17 protein-coding genes and 1 other RNA gene are annotated in these 15,851 nt (G+C 72.0%); 8 read left to right on the top strand and 10 right to left on the bottom strand.

Going from position 1 to position 15,851, the window contains the following annotated elements; translation table 11 throughout:
* Positions 1–36: 36 nt before the first annotated feature.
* On the top strand, positions 37–834 hold the full coding sequence (locus P8A20_RS26330; protein ID WP_306104357.1) for an SAM-dependent methyltransferase: 798 nt from the start codon (positions 37–39) through the stop codon (positions 832–834).
* Positions 835–862: 28 nt separating this feature from the next.
* Here the strand turns inward: P8A20_RS26330 and P8A20_RS26325 are convergent, their stop codons facing one another.
* Both P8A20_RS26325 and P8A20_RS26320 read right to left on the bottom strand, forming a co-directional pair.
* Positions 863–1,861, bottom strand: a complete 999-nt coding sequence (locus P8A20_RS26325) for an aldo/keto reductase (RefSeq protein WP_306104356.1) — start codon at positions 1,859–1,861, stop codon at positions 863–865.
* Positions 1,862–1,933: 72 nt separating this feature from the next.
* Positions 1,934–2,545: a TetR/AcrR family transcriptional regulator gene (locus tag P8A20_RS26320; RefSeq protein WP_147963166.1), complete on the bottom strand. Its 612-nt coding sequence runs from the start codon at positions 2,543–2,545 to the stop codon at positions 1,934–1,936.
* Between the two features lie 106 nt (positions 2,546–2,651).
* On the opposite strand from P8A20_RS26320, the gene P8A20_RS26315 reads away from it, so the two are divergent.
* From P8A20_RS26315 to P8A20_RS26305, 3 genes are all read left to right on the top strand, one after another.
* Positions 2,652–4,097 (top strand): MFS transporter, encoded by a 1,446-nt coding sequence (locus P8A20_RS26315; RefSeq protein WP_306104355.1) that lies wholly within the window; start codon positions 2,652–2,654, stop codon positions 4,095–4,097.
* A gap of 44 nt (positions 4,098–4,141) precedes the next feature.
* A complete protein-coding gene (locus P8A20_RS26310) occupies positions 4,142–4,723 on the top strand; it encodes a GNAT family N-acetyltransferase (protein ID WP_306104354.1) in 582 nt (193 codons plus the stop codon).
* A 75-nt stretch (positions 4,724–4,798) separates the two neighbouring features.
* Complete coding sequence (locus P8A20_RS26305) at positions 4,799–5,701, top strand: glycosyltransferase family 2 protein (protein WP_147963169.1); 903 nt, start codon at positions 4,799–4,801, stop codon at positions 5,699–5,701.
* Positions 5,702–5,718: 17 nt separating this feature from the next.
* Here P8A20_RS26305 and P8A20_RS26300 read toward each other — a convergent pair whose 3' ends face one another.
* The gene (locus P8A20_RS26300) at positions 5,719–6,186 is read right to left on the bottom strand and encodes a GNAT family N-acetyltransferase (protein WP_147963170.1); all 468 of its coding nucleotides are present in this window, start codon (positions 6,184–6,186) and stop codon (positions 5,719–5,721) included.
* A gap of 215 nt (positions 6,187–6,401) precedes the next feature.
* Between P8A20_RS26300 and P8A20_RS26295 the strand changes: the two genes are divergently transcribed.
* Positions 6,402–6,830 (top strand): pyridoxamine 5'-phosphate oxidase family protein, encoded by a 429-nt coding sequence (locus tag P8A20_RS26295; RefSeq protein WP_147963171.1) that lies wholly within the window; start codon positions 6,402–6,404, stop codon positions 6,828–6,830.
* 474 nt (positions 6,831–7,304) lie between these two features.
* A complete protein-coding gene (locus P8A20_RS26290; RefSeq protein ID WP_147963172.1) occupies positions 7,305–8,336 on the top strand; it encodes a 7-epi-alpha-eudesmol synthase in 1,032 nt (343 codons plus the stop codon).
* Positions 8,337–8,402: 66 nt separating this feature from the next.
* Here P8A20_RS26290 and P8A20_RS26285 read toward each other — a convergent pair whose 3' ends face one another.
* The 7 genes from P8A20_RS26285 to P8A20_RS26255 all read right to left on the bottom strand — a co-directional run bounded on the left by P8A20_RS26285 (position 8,403) and on the right by P8A20_RS26255 (position 14,044).
* The gene (locus tag P8A20_RS26285; protein ID WP_147963173.1) at positions 8,403–9,662 is read right to left on the bottom strand and encodes a cytochrome P450; all 1,260 of its coding nucleotides are present in this window, start codon (positions 9,660–9,662) and stop codon (positions 8,403–8,405) included.
* The gene (locus P8A20_RS26280) at positions 9,659–10,264 is read right to left on the bottom strand and encodes a GTP-binding protein (protein ID WP_147963174.1); all 606 of its coding nucleotides are present in this window, start codon (positions 10,262–10,264) and stop codon (positions 9,659–9,661) included. The genes P8A20_RS26285 and P8A20_RS26280 overlap by 4 nt, the downstream gene beginning before the upstream one ends.
* Positions 10,245–10,616, bottom strand: coding sequence for a DUF742 domain-containing protein (locus tag P8A20_RS26275; protein WP_014156546.1), 372 nt, complete (start codon positions 10,614–10,616; stop codon positions 10,245–10,247). The genes P8A20_RS26280 and P8A20_RS26275 overlap by 20 nt, the downstream gene beginning before the upstream one ends.
* Positions 10,613–11,023, bottom strand: a complete 411-nt coding sequence (locus tag P8A20_RS26270) for a roadblock/LC7 domain-containing protein (RefSeq protein ID WP_147963175.1) — start codon at positions 11,021–11,023, stop codon at positions 10,613–10,615. The genes P8A20_RS26275 and P8A20_RS26270 overlap by 4 nt, the downstream gene beginning before the upstream one ends.
* A 5-nt stretch (positions 11,024–11,028) precedes the next feature.
* A complete protein-coding gene (locus tag P8A20_RS26265; RefSeq protein ID WP_306104353.1) occupies positions 11,029–12,732 on the bottom strand; it encodes a sensor histidine kinase in 1,704 nt (567 codons plus the stop codon).
* Between the two features lie 360 nt (positions 12,733–13,092).
* Positions 13,093–13,492, bottom strand: an RNA gene (rnpB, locus tag P8A20_RS26260) — RNase P RNA component class A.
* An 18-nt stretch (positions 13,493–13,510) separates the two neighbouring features.
* Entirely contained in the window at positions 13,511–14,044 is a 534-nt protein-coding gene (locus tag P8A20_RS26255; RefSeq protein ID WP_306104352.1) for a TetR/AcrR family transcriptional regulator, read from the bottom strand.
* 244 nt (positions 14,045–14,288) lie between these two features.
* Here P8A20_RS26255 and yaaA point away from each other — a divergent pair, with 244 nt between their 5' ends.
* Together yaaA and eda are read left to right on the top strand one after the other, a co-directional pair.
* Entirely contained in the window at positions 14,289–15,089 is an 801-nt protein-coding gene (gene yaaA / locus P8A20_RS26250; protein ID WP_306104351.1) for a peroxide stress protein YaaA, read from the top strand.
* Between the two features lie 71 nt (positions 15,090–15,160).
* Entirely contained in the window at positions 15,161–15,808 is a 648-nt protein-coding gene (gene eda / locus P8A20_RS26245; RefSeq protein ID WP_306104350.1) for a bifunctional 4-hydroxy-2-oxoglutarate aldolase/2-dehydro-3-deoxy-phosphogluconate aldolase, read from the top strand.
* The last annotated feature ends 43 nt before the right edge of the window (positions 15,809–15,851 follow it).

Below are 15,851 nucleotides of genomic sequence, written 5' to 3'. Positions count from 1 at the left end.
CGGGCGGCGATGTCCGCATCGGAGAACGGGACGGCGATGGCGCCTGCAGACATCGACACCAGCAAGCCGCACCCGGCGCGGCTGTACGACTGGTACCTCGGTGGCAAGGACAACTACCCGGTGGACGAGGAGCTGGGCAGGCGGCTGACCGCTTACGCGCCCGTCATCCCCGTCATGGCGCGCATGAACCGGGCGTTCACCCACCGGGCCACCCGGTGGCTGGCCGAACAGGGGATCCGCCAGTTCCTGGACATAGGCACGGGGATTCCCACCGAACCCAACCTCCACCAGGTGGCCCAGACGATCGCTCCGGACGCCCGGGTCGTCTACTGCGACAACGACCCCGTCGTCCTCAGCCACGCCCAGGCCCTGCTGAACGGGACCCCCGAGGGGGCTCTCGGCTATGTGCAGGCCGACGCGCGGGAGACCGACCGCATCCTGGCCGAGGCGGCCGAGGTCCTCGACTTCGACCGCCCGATCGGTCTGTCACTGAACGCGCTGCTGCATTTCCTGAGCGACGAGATGGGTGCCTACGCGGTGGTGGAGCGGCTGACGGCCGCGCTGGTGCCCGGCAGCCACCTGGTGATCTCGCACCTCACTCCGGACTTCCATCCCGAGGAGGCGTCCCGGAAGGTCCGCGACATGTACAAGGCCAACGGCCTGACCCTGGACATGCGCGACCGCGACCGCTTCGCCCGATTCTTCGAGGGACTCGACCTGGTCGATCCCGGGATCCTGGCCGCCGAGGAGTGGCACCCGGAGCTCGGGGAACCTGTGGCCGGCCAGGAGAACGCGCACAGCGGGGAGTACGTGGGGGTGGCCCGCAAGGCCTGACCCCGGATCTCCACCGGTACGCCGGGCTTCAGGTGAGCAGGCCGGCGATCTCCTCGACCTGCTCGTGCCGCAGCGGGCCGTGGGTGAGGGCGGCCGCGTTCTCCTCGGCCTGCGCGACGGTGCGGAAGCCGGGGATCGGCACCGTCCGTCCGCTGCGTGCCCACAGCCAGCCGAGCGCCCCCTGCGCCAGGGTGCGGCCGTCGGCCGTCAGCACCTCGCGGACGGCCTCGACCCGCTTCGCCCAGTGCTCCGCCGGCACACCGCCCGCCTCGAACCAGCTCAGCCAGGCGGGCGGCGTGGACCGGATGTCCCCCGTGTCCGCCCGGGGACTCCGGTCTCCGGACCCGGCCAGGAGGCCCATGGCCAGCGGGCTCCGGATGACACTGAGCAGCCCTCGCTCCTCGCTGAGGTCCAGCATCCCGGGTGCGTCCTCCAGCACGTTGCAGGCGTGCTGGACCGCCGCGCAGTGCTCACCCGCGGCGAACAGCGCGGCGCGTTCCGGGTCGTCGGTGCTCCACCCGTAGGCCCTGATCAGCCCCTCGGCCACGAACTCCTCGCAGGCGTCGCGCAGTTCCGCCGCCTCGTCGAGCGGGGTGTCGCCGAGGTGCAGCTGGTACAGGTCGATCCGGTCGGTCCCCAGCCTGCGCAGCGAGGCGACGAGGGCCCGACGGGCGTACGCGGGAGAGCTGTCGGAGCCGTCCATCGTCCGGGTCCGCCCGTCGAAGAGGTTGCCCCATTTGGTGGCGACGACGACCTCGTCCCGCCTTCCCGCGATCGCCCTGCCCAGCACCCGCTCGCTGTGCCCGGCCCCGTACACGTCCGCGGTGTCGAAGAAGGTCACCCCGAGGTCGAGCGCCCGGCGGATCGCGGCCACCGACTCGTCGTCGTCCACCACTCCCCAGCCGAGCGGGCTCCCGTCGGGCGCCGACCACTCACCTCCGATCGCCCAGCACCCGAAGCCGAGCGCACCCACATCCGTTCCACTGCTGCCGAGCGTTCTCCGCTGCCACTGCGTTTCCGTCCTCATGCCGCAGAAGCTACGAGTTGGAGTGCACAAGAGGTCAAGCGCCGTTCTCCGGCCCGTTCCCCCGCGTCCGCGTCAGCTCACGTACACGCCCGCCCTCGCGGCCGCCGCCGCAGCCGCGGCCGCCCGGTCGGCGACCGTCTCGTCGAGTGGGTCACCGCTGGCCAGGAGCCGGTAGTAGAGCGGCGCCGACACCGCCCGGATCACTTCGTGGGGATCGGTGCCCGGAGGCAGTTCGCCGCGGCCGGCCGCCGCGTCGACACAGCCGGCCCACTCCTCGATGCGCACCGCGTAGAAGCGGTGCAGGGCCTCGGCCGTCCGGGGGTCGCAGGTCGCCGCCGCGACGACGGCAGCGAAGAGCGGGCCCTGGCGCGCGTCGGTCAACGTCCGCACCACCAGACGCGCGTTGGCCCGGAGGTCCCCGTCCAGTGATCCTGTGTCGCTGCGCGGCTCGGACTGCTCCGCCATGTCCGTCAGCAGGTCGGCCACGAGTCCCGCCGTGGTGGACCAGCGCCGGTAGACCGTGGTCTTGCCGACCTCGGCCCGGCGGGCGACATCGGCGAGATCGAGCCCGTCGAAACCTTGCTCGACCAGTGCGTCACCGGCCGCACGCAGCACGGACTCCCGCACCCGGGCCGTGCGCCCACCGGGCCGGACCGTGCCCGGCTCCCCATCGACCGCATCCATAACGGGCCTCCAGTTCCATTAGTTGACCGACCCCTGCTACGGTGAGTCCCATCTTAACGGAACTTCAGAACCGTTAATACCTTCGGGTCTCCAGGAAGGGCACCCCATGTCCACGTCCAGCACGGCATCCGTCACCGCGCCTCCCCGGAATCCGGCCCCGCGCATGACCGGCCGGCAGAAGCTCGCCCTCGTCCTCCTCCTCGGCGCGCAGTTCATGATCGCCGTCGACTTCTCGATCCTGAACGTCGCCCTGCCCACCGTCGGCGAAGGACTCGGATTCCCACTCGGCCACCTCCAGTGGATCGCCACCTCCTTCGCCCTCGCCGCCGCCGGATTCACCCTGCTGTTCGGGCGCGTCGCCGATCTCGTCGGCCGCAAGCGCCTGTTCGTCGGCGGCATGGTCGTCCTCGGACTCTCCTCGGCACTCGGCGGGCTGGCCACCTCCCCGCAGGTCCTGCTCACCGCACGCGTCCTGCAAGGGCTGGCCACCGCGGCGGTCACGCCGGCCGGGCTCGCGCTGCTGACGACGGCGTTCAAGGAGGGCCCGCTGCGCGAGCGCGCGCTCGGACTCAACGGCGCCCTGATGTCCGCCGGTTTCACGGCGGGAGCGATCCTCGGCGGTCTGCTGACCGACCTGCTCTCCTGGCGCTGGGCCTTCTTCGTGAACGTCCCCGTCGCCGTGCTCGTCGTCGCCCTCGCCCCGTCCGTGATCTCCGAGTCCCGGCCGGCCGAGCGCCCGAGGCTCGACCTGCCGGGCGCGGCGGCCGTCACCGGCGGTCTGCTCCTCCTCGTCCACGGACTGACGCAGGCCGGTGAATCCGGCTGGACCACACCCACCACACTGACCGCCCTCCTCGCGGGCGCCGCGCTCCTCACAGCGTTCTGGTTCATCGAGAAGCGGGCGGCGGCGCCCCTGGTGCCCGTGCACATCCTCCGGCGGCGCAGCGTCATCTGGGGGAACGTCACCGGGCTGATCGCCTTCGTCACCGAGACCTCCCTGGTCTTCCTGCTGACGCTCTACCTCCAGGAGGTCCTCGGCTACTCCCCGCTCGCCACCGGACTCGCCTTCGGCGTCCTCGGGGCCGGCACCGTGATCGGCGGTCTGCTCGGCGGCCGTGCCGTCGGCAGGTTCGGCAACCGGCGCACCATCGTCCTCGGCGGCGTCGTCCAGGCCGCCGCGACGCTCTCACTGGTGGCGCTCGGCACCTCGGGCGGCTGGATCGCGCTGCTGCTGGCCGCGACCTTCGTCGGCGGCGTCGGCAACATGCTGATGATCGTGGGCTTCATGGTCACCGCCACCTCCGGCCTCCCCGACACCGAACAGGGCCTGGCCACCGGGCTGGCCACGATGACGCAGCAGATCGGGATCACCCTGGGCATCCCGGTCATGAGCGCGGTCGTCACCGCCCGGACGGGCGCGGCCACCGGACCCGGGGCGGTGCTGTCCGGTGTCTCGGCGGCGGTCCTGGTCAACGCGGCTCTCGTCCTCGCGGGAGCGCTGCTCGCGGGGGCGTTCCTCGGCCGGTCCGGCAGCCGGACGTCCGCCAGGTGAGTCGGGCCCGTGCGGCAGGGCCCGGGCGCGGCAGGATGACGGGCATGGCACTACCGCTGACCGTCCCCAGCATGACCGCCGGAGCCGATTTCGTCCTGCGTCCATGGGAGATGAGCGACCTCCCCCTCGTCCGCGAGGCGGCGGCGGACGACTACATCCCGCTGATCACGACGATCCCCTCGCCGTACTCCGACGAGGCGGCCGAGGCCTTCGTCCGGCGCCAGTGGGACCGGGCCGCCACCGGAACCGGGTATCCGTTCGCCATCGCGCGCACCCGGGACCGGCGGCCGGTCGGTTCCATCGGGCTCCGGGTCACGGACTCGCCCGAGGGGCGGGCGACGATCGGCTACTGGATGACGGCCCCGGGGCGCGGCCAGGGGGTCGCGGGGGCGGCACTGCGCACGGTCACCACATGGGCCCTGCACGAGCTGCGCATCCCCAGGGTCCAGGTCCTGATCGAGCCCTGGAACACGGCCTCGGTACGGACCGCCGAGAGTGCCGGCTACCGGCGCGAGGGCCTGCTGCGCGGCTGGCGGGAGATCGGGGGCCGGCGCCGGGACATGCTGATCTACGCACGGTTGAACGGGGACCGTCATTCCGGTGACCGGGCGCCCACCAGGGGCTGAACGCGAGGCGTTACGATCACGGGCACCGCGGCGCAACCGCGGTCGCGCAGCCACCGGGAACCCAGGAGCCGAGCCTTGTCCGAACCACGCATCGGTGTATCCGTCGTGACCATGGGAGACCGCCCCGAGCAGGTGGAGGCACTGCTGGCGTCGGTGGCCATGCAGGACGTACGCCCCTCCCGCGTGGTCGTCGTGGGCAACGGCTCGCCGCTCCCCGACTACGGCTCCTTCCCCGGCCTGACCGACCTCGCGGGCGGCGTCACCATGCTCGAACTCGACGAGAACCTGGGCTGCCCCGGCGGCCGCAACGAGGCCCTGGACGCGCTCGCCGGCTTCGGCGACGTGGACGTGGTGATCGAACTGGACGACGACGGACTCCTGGTGGACAAGGACGTCTTCCGCAAGGTCCGGGATCTGTACGCCGCCGACCCCGGCCTCGGCATCGTCGGCTTCCGCATCGCGGACGAACTGGGCGAGACCCAGCGCCGGCACGTCCCGCGTCTGCGCGCCAAGGACCCGATGCGCGGCGGCCCGGTCACCGCGTTCCTCGGAGGCGGCCACGCCCTCTCGATGAGGATGCTCGCCGAAACCGGCCCCTGGCCCGCGGAGTTCTTCTTCACGCACGAGGAGACGGACCTGTCCTGGCGGGCCCTCGACGCGGGCTGGAAGATCCTCTACGAGCCCGGGCTGCTGCTCCAGCACCCCAGGACGTCCCCGGCCCGCCACGCGGTCTACTACCGCATGACCGCCCGCAACCGTGTCTGGCTGGCCCGCCGCAACCTCCCCGTCCTCCTGGTGCCCGCCTATCTCGGCACCTGGATCCTGCTCACCGTCGCCCGTACGCGCTCGGCCGCCGGACTACGGGCCTGGGCGGCCGGCTTCGCCGAGGGGACGCGCACCGAGTGCGGCGAACGCCGTCCGATGCGCTGGGGCACGGTGTGGCGCATGACGCGCCTGGGCCGCCCGCCGGTCATCTGACGTCAGGGCGGCGCCCGTCAGCGGGCCGCCGTCCACCGGTACAGCACGTCCGGCTCCTTCTCCTCGTTGCGGCTGCCGTCGTCGTACGCCTCGGCGACGAAGCCGTGCCGCTCGTAGAAGGCGCGTGCGCCGGAGTTGCGCTGGAAGGTGTACAGGCTCAGCTCCCCCCGCGATGCCTCCTTCACCCGCTCCAGCAGCCGCGTGCCGACGCCCTGCCGCACCGTGTCGGGCCGCAGGTAGAGCTGGTCGAGCTCGTCCCCGTCCAGCGAGGCGAAGCCCAGCAGTTCCCCCGCCTCCCCCTCGGCGACCCATGTCCTGCTGCCGGGCAGCAGGACATGGGTGATCCAGGCGAGCGTGTCCTCGTCGCTGTGCACCCGCCGCAGACCGGGCAGCGCGGCGGCCCGGGAGGCGAGGAAGACGGCGGTGATCTCCTCCGCGTCCCCGGCGCTCGCATCCCTCAGCCGTACGGACCTGTCCTGAGCCATCGTGTCGCTCCCCCTCGTCGGTGAACGCACAGGTATACCAGGGGCGTCCGCCGGCGCCGGCGGCCCGTCGGGGCCCGCGCCCCGCACGTCCGGGAGCCCTCGGCATCGTGGTGCGGGGCCCGCCCTTCCCGTGTGTCCGCCCGCGGCCCGGGGGCGTTCCGGCGGATAATGCGGCCCCGGCGCAACGTCCACCAACCGTAGGAGGAGTCCCGACTGTGGCCCTGACCCGCGAAGAACGTGAACAGTTCCTGGCCGAACCGCATGTGGCCACCGTGGCGGTGGACGCGGCGGAGGAGGGGCGGGCACCGCTCGCCGTCCCGATCTGGTACGCGTACGAGCCGGGCGGCGACCTTTGGATCATGACGGGCCGCGACTCGCGCAAGGGCGTCGCCATCGCGCGTGCGGGACGCTTCAGCATCGTGGTCGACCGTGTGACGCCGACCGTCCGCTACGTCTCCGTCGAGGGCCCGGTGGTCGCCACCCTCCCCGCCACCCGCGAACAGCTGGTGGAGATGTCGTCCCGCTACCTGCCCGCCGAGAAGGTCGAGGGCTATGTCGACTTCGCCTGGAGGGAGCACGGCGAGCAGGTGGTCGTCCGCATGCGTCCCCAGCACTGGCTGAGCTCGGATCTCGGCGAGGTCTGAGGCACGTGGCAGGGGTGGGGCCGCGTCGCGCCGCCCCCGGGGGCCCGGGGGCGTATCCGCGCAGGGCCCGGCCCCCGGGGCCGCGTCGCGCCGCCGGGAGGCGACGGCCGAAACGGCACCCCTCCCCCGCGTCCGGGAGGCGGACCACCGCCGGCCGCTCCGGCCGGGCGGCCTCCGCCTCCCCGTTCCCCGCGTCCGTGGCGTGTGTCCGGGTGACCGCGCCCTGACCTCCCCGTACTCCGTCGCGACCGGTTCGGGCGGGGAGGCCCGGCGCCGGGTGAAGCACGGATTCCGGAAAGCATTCTTCGAGCCGATCTTGTGGCATAGATCGTTTAGGGTCTGGGCAGCATCAGTGCGCACATGATGAGCCATCAAATCTGCGCTCAAAACGTGCACTTCAAGTCAATGGGCGTCAATCCCGATCGCCCGGTCACAGGGGCGGGGGCCTGTGAATCGTCTCAAGAGAGGACGCCAATGCCGCAGGACGTCACCTTCGACCTCCCCTTCGAGGCCCCGGTCAGCCAGCACCTCGCCCACGCACGGGAGCGCCACCTGCGCTGGGTGTGGGAGATGGGGCTGGTACGCAGCCAGGCCGGATTCGAGGAATACCAGTCCTGGGACCTGCCCCAGGCGGCGGCCCGGACCTACCCCTACGCCTCGGCCGAGGACATGGTCGTCCTGATGAACTGGTTCTCCCTGGCCTTCCTGTTCGACGACCAGTTCGACTCCGGGAGTCCCGACCGCGCGGACCGCATAGCGGAGGTCGCGCGGGAGCTGATAGCCACGCCGCTCCGCCCCGCGGGGACGGCCCCCCGTGTGGTCTGCCCGATCACCGTGGCCTGGGCAGAGGTGTGGGCCCATCTCTCGGATGGCATGTCCCTGACGTGGAAGACCCGGTTCGCCGCCTCCTGGGGGCGCTTCCTCGTGGCACACACCGAGGAGGTCGACCTGGCGGCCGAGGGCCGCGCCGGGACCCTCGGCATCGAGGAGTACGCGGACTTCCGGCGCCGCACCGTGGGCATCCACCACAGCATCGACGCGGGTGAACGCAGCCGGGGCTTCGAGGTCCCGGCCCAGGTGCAGGCGCACGACCTGATGGTCAGGATGCGGGACCTCGCCGCGGACACCATCGGCTTCATGAACGACATCCACTCCTTCGAGCGGGAGAAGCGCCGCGGCGACGGCCACAACCTCATCGCCGTGCTGCACCGCGAGCGCGGCGGCACCTGGGAGCAGGCCGCGGACGAGGCGTACCGCATGACCACGGAGTGCCTGGAGGAGTACCTCGAACTCGAGGCACGCGTACCGGTGATGTGCCAGGAGCTCGGGCTCGGCGCCGAGCAGCGGGACCAGGTGCGGATGGGCGTGGAGGCCATCCAGCACTGGATCAGCGGCAACTACGAGTGGGCGCTGACCTCGGGCCGGTACGCCGCCGCCAAGGAGGGCCCCGCCGCCACGGCCGAACTGGCGGGCCGGGGCTCGCTGGACGATCTGCTCGCCGTCTGAGACGACGACACCGCCCGGCCGGAAGGACCGGCCGGGCGGGGACGTCGAGCGGGGACGGGGGCGCGGTCAGGCCGGGGCGAACTCGACCGGGAGGGTGTCCAGACGCGCTTCCCAGGTGGAGGCGGTCGCGGTGAGTTCGTCGGCCGGCACCGACAGGCGCAGCCCCGGCAGCCGGTGCAGCAGGACGTCGACGGCGATCTCGATGATGGCCTGGCCGATGTTCTGCGCGGGGCACTCGTGCGGACCACCGCTGAACGCGAGGTGCGACTGGTTGCCGTGTACGGAGACGCCGGAGTCGGGCCGGATGTCCGGGTCGGCGTTGCCCGCGGCGAGCCCCAGCACCAGCAGGTCGCCCTCCTTGATCTGCGTACCGCCGAGCTCGAGGTCCGCCGTGGCGAAACGCCCCGGGAGGACCGCCAGGGGCGGGGTGTTCCACATGACTTCCTCGACGACCTCGGAGACGGACCGCTGTCCGCTGACGAGCCCGGCGAGCCGCGAGCCGTCGGTGAGGACCATCTCCAGCACCCGGGCCAGCAGGTTGCTGGTCGTGGTGTGGGCGGTGATCAGCACCAGGCGCAGATGGCTGAGGATCTCGCCCTCGTCGAGGCCCGCGGCGTGTGCGAGCAGCCCGGTGGTGAAGTCGGGGCCGGGCTCGGCACGCTTGCGCTCGGCGAGGCCCCCGAGGATCTCCATGATGCGGTCGTTGTGCTCGAGGGCGTCCGGGCCGCCCTTGATGACCTGGGCGCATGATTCCGCCAGGCTGCGTCCCCCGGCCGCCGGGAGCCCGAACAGCCGTGTCAGCACGAGCATCGGCAGGTACTCGGCGTACTCGCCAACCAGGTCGGCGCTGCCCTTCCCGGCGAACGCGTCGATCTGCTTGTTCGCGAAGTGCGTGACGTGGCGCCGGATGCCGCGTCCCGCGAGCGTGTCCAGGTTGTCGGTGACGGCCCTGCGCAGTCTGCGGTGCGGCTCGCCGTCCTGGGACACGCAGTCGGGGCGCCAGCCGAGCATCTGGATGAGCGGCGACGTCTCCTCGACGCCCCCTTCCTTCCAGTCCCGCCAGATGCGCGAGTCCCGGCTGAACTGGAGGGGATTGTCGAGCACGCGCCGGCTCTCCCGGTAACCGAGGACCAGCCAGGCACGGACGTCCCCCTCCAGGAGTACCGGCGCAACCGCCCCGTGCTCCTTGCGGAGCCGCCCGTAGATGCCCTGCGGATCGATCGCCGCTTCCGGCCCGTACAGCCGGGTGAGGTCGTCCCCGCCACCGTGCATGACGGGGCATCCGCCGCGGGTGGCGCCCGCGTCGTTCGCGGGGTGATCGGTCATCGGGGCTCCAGGGCGGCGTCGGAGCGTGCCTTGAGATGGCGGATCAGGGCGATCAGCACGTCACGGCTGGAGTTGCGGTCACGGGCGTCGCAGGTCACCACCGGGGTGTGTTCGGGGATGTCGAGGGCGTCGCGGATCTCCTCGACCGGGTGGTTCTTGGAGTCGGGGAAGACGTTCAGGGCGATGACGAAGGGCACGTCCTGCCGCTCCATCTCCTCGATCGCCCGGAAGCTGGAGGCCAGTCGCCGGGTGTCCACCAGCACGACGGCTCCGAGGGCTCCCTTGAACAGGCCGTTCCACAGGAACCAGAACCGTTCCTGCCCGGGTGTCCCGAACAGGTACAGCACCAGCTCGTCGTTGATGCCGATCTTGCCGAAGTCGAGGCTGACGGTGGTCTCCTGCTTGTCCGCCACCCCGATCAGGTCGTCGACGTCCACGCTGGCCTGGGTCAGCGTCTCCTCGGTGGTGAGGGGCTTGATGTCGCTGACCGAACGCACCAGGGTGGTTTTCCCGGTACCGAATCCGCCCGCGATCATCACCTTCACCGAGCGGGTGCCCCCGGCCGTCTGCCGGTCGGGATGGTCAAAGCCTTTGAAGTCCACTGAGTACCTCCTCAAGGAGCGCTAGGTCGGGCCCGCGGCCGGCGCCTGACGCCGGGATCGGATCACGGGCCTCGACACGGCCTGCGTCCAGCAGATCGGCCAGGAGTACCGCGAGAATGTTGAAGGGCAATCCGAGATGGGCGCCGAGTTCGGCCACCGACAGCGGATCACGGCAGCGCCGCAGAATCTCCTCGTGCTCGTGCTGCAGGCCCGTCTCGGCCGCGGCACGGGAGATGATGAGGGTCGCCACGTCGAGAGTCGACGCCGAACCCCCCGGTCCGCTGCGTCCTCCGGTGAGGACGTAGTAGCGCTCGAGACCGGGCGGGTCCGTCGGTCGGCGGGGACCACTCATCCAGAGTGCTCCTCCAGGCGCGGGCTGGTGCCGAGAAGCTCACCCATCCTGCGCGCCAGGTCCCTCATCTGATGTCCGAGCAGGCCCTGGTCGAGCCCCTCCTTGGCGAGAACCCCGAGGTACGTCTCCACACCGGCCCGCACCACGAAGAGGTGACCGCCGTCGACCTCGATCATCGCCAGGCGCAACTGCCCCGCATAACTGGGGAATTGCTCGGCCACCGGCTGCGCGAGCGCCTGGAGGCCGGCGACCACGGCCGCGAAGCGGTCGACGTCGTCCGGGTCGTCGGCGCCGTAGGAGGTGATGGCCTTCCCGTCGCTGGAGGCCACGAGGGCGAAGCGGATCTCCCGGATGCTCTCCGTCAGATCACGGAGCGCCCAGCTCACGTCGGTTCCCTGTTGCGTCATGTGGACTAGTCGCTCTCTTCAGTGCGGTTGGTCTCGCGGCCGGCAGTCGTCTCACGGGCGTCCGGTCCGGCGTGCGCGGCCGTCGCTGCGGGCGGCACGCTCTCGCGTCCGGCCGTGGCGAAGGCGGCGAGGCCGGCGAACGAGGCATCCGGCGGCACGGCGGCCACGGACTCCACGGCCCGGTCGGCGGTGGCCGGGCGGGCGCTCGGCGCGTCCGCCCGCCTGCTCCTGCGTCGCGGCAGGCCGCCGGGTGTGGTGTCCATGGTCCCGGTGGGCTCGGTGCTCTCCACGGGCACGGCGTACGCGGCCGGCTCGGGGACCGGCGCGGTCCGTACCGGGAGGCCGGTGGACGACTCGGCCCTTCCCACGACGGGCCTGGCGGGCTCGGTCACGGGGGCGGACAGGTGGCTGAAGTACTTGTGGGGAACCACCACGACCACCGAGGTGCCGAGCCAGGGCGAGTCCGCGAAGGTGACCCGGATGCCGTAGCGGCGCGCCAGGGCGCCCACCACGCGCAGGCCCAGGTTGGCGTCCTCCGAGATACCTCCGAGGCCGGGGCCCTTCGAGGTGCCCGCGATGGACTGCTCAGCCTCGCGCTTGCGCTCGTCGCTCAGTCCCTTGCCCGCGTCCTGGATCTCGATGCCGACGCCGTTGGGGACCTCCTTGCCGGAGACGACCACGGGTTCGGTGGGCGGCGAGTAGCGCGCCGCGTTGTCGAGAAGGTGGGCGAAGATCAGCGTGAGGTGATCCACCAGCCCGCCGTCGACGCCGAGTTCGGGCAGGTGACGGACCTGGATGCGGTTGAAGTCCTTGATGCGTCCGATACCGCCCCGCACCACGCTGAGGAGTCGCTGGGGCTCCTGCCACTGGCGTCCGGGCCGGTCCGAGCCGCCGAGCACTCCGATGCTGGCCGCGAGACAGTCGGCGGGGCCGATCTCCTGGTCCAGCTCCATGAGTCCCTGGGCCACCGCGGGCAGCCGCCCGTGTTCGCCCTGCATCTCGTGCAGTCGGCCTCGCAGACGGCCCGTCAGCACGTGGATCCGGCTGCCGATTCCGACCACGGCCTGTTCGGCCGACGTGGAACGATTCAGCTCTTCTTCCACGCCGAGCAGCGCGGTTCTGAGGACCTTGCGCTGCGCGGCGCGCAGCTCCGGGCTCACGTCGGCGTCCTGCGCGGCCTCGTCCAGGATGTCGTCGATGGCCTCGCCTTCGCGCAGCCGCTTGATCGCCCCGGGGAGCTCACTGTCGCCGAGCCTGGCGACGGCGGCCTGCTGGCGTGCGAGGTGCTCCTGCATGGCGCCGGTCCGCGAGGCGATTCCGGTCTCGTACGCGTGGGCCTGCTCCGCGAGCCGGGCCTCGAAGGCCGCAGTCTGCTCGCCGAGCTGCGCCTCGATGGCGGAGCGCTCGGCCGCGAATCTCTGTTCCCGGCTGCGCACATCCGCGTAGCGCTGCTGGGAGTGCTCGGTCTGGGCCGAGAGGAAGTCGTCCTTCGCGCGGCCCAGTTGGGTCCGGGTCCGGACGAGGAGACGTACACAGGCAGCGCCTGCGACGGTGACCGCGGCACCGGCGAACGTCGCGGGTATCTGGACCTGATCAGGTCCCGCCACTGCGGTGGCGACGGTTCCGGCTCCTAAGGCCAGCGGCATCAGCCACCAGCCGTACCAGGCGACGGGTGCACGTGCCGCTGGTGGTGGAGTGGCAAGTTCCATCTGCATCCTTCGAGAGCAACACAATCGAACAGGGGGGTCGTGCGGGCGCCGCACATGTCGAGCGGGCAGCGCGGCAGCGGCCGAGTGAGTTCGAGTCAACTCGCCGCGCCGCGACGGAGCCTATCGGGTTTGGGGTGCAAGTGATCAACTTGCCTCCGCATACCGGAAGCATTCGTTCACGTTGTGGCTGGAACCTTCCGGCCACTCCGACGCGGTCCGGACACGGGTCGCCGATGCCGGGGCACCACGGTCGGGATGCGGGGGCAGGGGCCACCGGGAGCCGCTTGGAATCCGAAGACCGCAGAACGGCCGGAAAGGGCCTTTGCGGCGCACCGGAGGCCCTTGCGGAAGGTGGAGCGGCAGACGAGTCGGGCTGTACGCCGGGTTCTGTCGCCCGGTCGCCTCGCGGCGGCCGGGGAGACGGCCATCCATCTAGGACCGGCATTGCTGCCGGTCTCGTGCGGTCTACCCGCGAACTCGGGCGGGCAGCCCTCGGACGTTCGCGCAGGAGCACCGGGGTGCTCCCTCTTGACCTTGCTCCGGGTGGGGTTTACCTAGCCGTCCGAGTCGCCTCGGACGCTGGTGGTCTCTTACACCACCGTTTCACCCTTACCGGGGACCGAGGTCCCCGGCGGTCTGTTTTCTGTGGCACTGTCCCGCGGGTCACCCCGGGTGGCCGTTAGCCATCACCCTGCCCTGTGGAGCCCGGACGTTCCTCGGGAGGATCCGGAGATCCTCACGCGGCCGTCCGCCCGGCTCGTCTGCCGTGGTGACCATGCTACCCGGCGGGGCCGGGGGTGAAGGCCTCGATGCCGGCCTCCCAGGCCGCGGAGAGGTCGGCGCCCGGAGGGAAGCGGCCGTTGAGCTCCAGGACGACCATCCCGTGGGCGAAGGCCCAGGCCGCCCGGGCCCGGTCCTCGTCGCCGCCGGCGGCACGGAACAGCGGTGCGGCCGCCGCGTCCGCCGCTCCTCCGGCGGGCAGGGCGCGGCCCATCGTGAGGAGGTAGAGGTGCGGGTGCGCCAGGGCGTAGGCGCGGTAGGCGGTGGCGAGCGCGGAGAAGGAGCCGGGCGCCGCAGCCTCGGCGGCCGTGAGGACCCCGGCGGTCTCACGGAGCATCTCGGCGGCCAGTGCCGCCACCACGGAGGACTTGTCCGGGAAGTGTTTGTAGAGGGAAGGCGCCTTGACGCCCACCCGGTCGGCCAGCCGGCGCATGGTGAGCGCTTCGGGGCCCTCCGCCTCCAGCAGGGCGCGCGCGGCGGCGACGATCTGCCGGGGCCTGCCGGCCGTGGGGGCGATGGCGAGGTCACTCACGCATGAGACCTTCCCTGGTACGGAGTCGGTACGCAGTCCGCGGCCGAGGACGTGATCGTACGAGATGCGGACAAGCCGGTCGTCACGGACCTCGTCCCGGGTACGCGGCACACTCGGCAGGCGTCCGTGGACAAGGTGTACCCGGCGCCGGTCTCCGGCGGGGCGGGCGCGGACCGGACCGTACCCTTGCGGGAGGGCTTCCCGCGTGTGAGGGGCCCTGTTCCACGCATGAAGGAGAACGCCCGTGCTCGTGCTGTTGCCGCCGTCCGAAGGTAAGGCCGCCTCGGGGCGCGGGGCACCGCTGAAGCCGGAGTCCCTGTCCCTGCCGGGTCTCGCGGACGCCCGGGCGGCGATCCTCGACGAGCTGGTCGAGCTGTGCGTGGCGGACGAGGAGAAGGCCCGTGAGGTGCTCGGCCTGAGCGAGGGTCTGCGGGGCGAGGTCGCGAAGAACGCGGAGCTTCGGACTGCCGGGACCCGGCCCGCCGGGGAGATCTACACCGGGGTGCTGTACGACGCCCTCGGCCTGGGAACGCTGGACGCGGCGGCCAAGCGGCGCGCCGGGACGTCCCTACTGGTGTTCTCGGGGCTGTGGGGCGCGGTGCGGGTGGGCGACCGGATTCCCTCGTACCGCTGCTCGATGGGGGTGAAACTGCCGGGCCTGGGCGCCCTGAACGCGTACTGGCGCACTCCGATGGCCTCGGTCATGCCGGAGGCGGCCGAGGGCGGGCCGGTCCTCGATCTGCGTTCGTCCGCGTACGCCGGGGCGTGGAAGCCCTCGGGCGAGGTCGCGGAGCGCACGGTGAGCGTGCGGGTGCTCCAGTCCCGGGTGGTGGACGGGGTGGAGAAGCGGTCCGTGGTCAGCCACTTCAACAAGGCCACCAAGGGCCGGATGGTGCGCGACCTGCTGCTGGCCGGGGCCCGGCCGAAGGGCCCGGCGGAGCTGGTGGAGGTGCTGCGCGACCTCGGATACACGGTGGAGGCGCAGGCCCCCGCGCGGGCCGGACGGCCCTGGGCGCTCGACGTGGTGGTCACGGAGATCCACTGACCGGCCCGGAGGCGTTGCATCATACGCAACGCTCGTTGCGCAGTGTGCGGTTCTCGCGGCAGGATGAGTCCATGACCTCCTCCGCGCCCGCCGCCGTGTCCGCTTCCGTGCTGGACCTCGCCCCCGTCGTCCCCGTCGTCGTCCTGGAGGACGCGGCCGACGCCGTGCCGCTGGCCCGCGCGCTCGTCGCGGGCGGGCTGCCCGCCATCGAGGTCACGCTGCGTACGGCGGCCGCCCTCGACGCGATCCGGGCGATCGCCTCGGAGGTCCCGGACGCCGTGGTCGGCGCGGGCACCGTGATCTCCCCGGCACACGTGACGGACACCGTCACCGCGGGGGCCCGCTTCCTGGTCAGCCCCGGCTGGACGGACGCACTGCTGGACGCGATGAAGGCCTCGGGCGTGCCGTTCCTGCCGGGCGTCTCGACGACCTCCGAGGTCGTGGCGCTGCTGGAGCGCGGGATCACGGAGATGAAGTTCTTCCCCGCCGAGGCCGCGGGCGGCACCGCCTATCTGAAGGCCCTGGCGTCCCCGCTCCCCCAGGCCCGGTTCTGCCCGACGGGCGGCGTCTCCCTGGCCTCGGCGCCGTCGTACCTGGCCCTGCCCAACGTCGGCTGCGTCGGCGGCAGCTGGATGGTGCCCGGTGACGCGGTCGCGGCGAAGGACTGGGGACGTGTGGAGCGGCTGGCCGCCGAGGCGTCGGCACTGGGCCGCGGCTGAGCCCCGGGCAGGCTCAGCTCGCCGTCCGGACCGCGTACAGCAG

Source organism: Streptomyces sp. Alt3, assembly GCF_030719215.1.
GTDB classification, from domain to species: domain Bacteria; phylum Actinomycetota; class Actinomycetes; order Streptomycetales; family Streptomycetaceae; genus Streptomyces; species Streptomyces glycanivorans.
Note: the sequence above shows the minus strand (reverse complement) of the source record. Positions and strands in the feature narration are given on the sequence as shown.

What these genes read in the sequence shown, in the direction of transcription:
- eda (WP_306104350.1), top strand. Translation starts at nt 15,161, where the DNA reads ATGACCTCCTCCGCGCCCGCCGCCGTGTCCGCTTCCGTGCTGGACCTC.
- P8A20_RS26290 (WP_147963172.1), top strand. Translation starts at nt 7,305, where the DNA reads ATGCCGCAGGACGTCACCTTCGACCTCCCCTTCGAGGCCCCGGTCAGC.
- P8A20_RS26275 (WP_014156546.1), bottom strand. Translation starts at nt 10,616, where the DNA reads ATGAGTGGTCCCCGCCGACCGACGGACCCGCCCGGTCTCGAGCGCTAC.
- P8A20_RS26285 (WP_147963173.1), bottom strand. Translation starts at nt 9,662, where the DNA reads ATGACCGATCACCCCGCGAACGACGCGGGCGCCACCCGCGGCGGATGC.
- P8A20_RS26315 (WP_306104355.1), top strand. Translation starts at nt 2,652, where the DNA reads ATGTCCACGTCCAGCACGGCATCCGTCACCGCGCCTCCCCGGAATCCG.
- P8A20_RS26310 (WP_306104354.1), top strand. Translation starts at nt 4,142, where the DNA reads ATGGCACTACCGCTGACCGTCCCCAGCATGACCGCCGGAGCCGATTTC.
- P8A20_RS26330 (WP_306104357.1), top strand. Translation starts at nt 37, where the DNA reads ATGGCGCCTGCAGACATCGACACCAGCAAGCCGCACCCGGCGCGGCTG.
- P8A20_RS26325 (WP_306104356.1), bottom strand. Translation starts at nt 1,861, where the DNA reads ATGAGGACGGAAACGCAGTGGCAGCGGAGAACGCTCGGCAGCAGTGGA.
- P8A20_RS26300 (WP_147963170.1), bottom strand. Translation starts at nt 6,186, where the DNA reads ATGGCTCAGGACAGGTCCGTACGGCTGAGGGATGCGAGCGCCGGGGAC.
- P8A20_RS26270 (WP_147963175.1), bottom strand. Translation starts at nt 11,023, where the DNA reads ATGACGCAACAGGGAACCGACGTGAGCTGGGCGCTCCGTGATCTGACG.
- P8A20_RS26265 (WP_306104353.1), bottom strand. Translation starts at nt 12,732, where the DNA reads ATGGAACTTGCCACTCCACCACCAGCGGCACGTGCACCCGTCGCCTGG.
- P8A20_RS26320 (WP_147963166.1), bottom strand. Translation starts at nt 2,545, where the DNA reads ATGGATGCGGTCGATGGGGAGCCGGGCACGGTCCGGCCCGGTGGGCGC.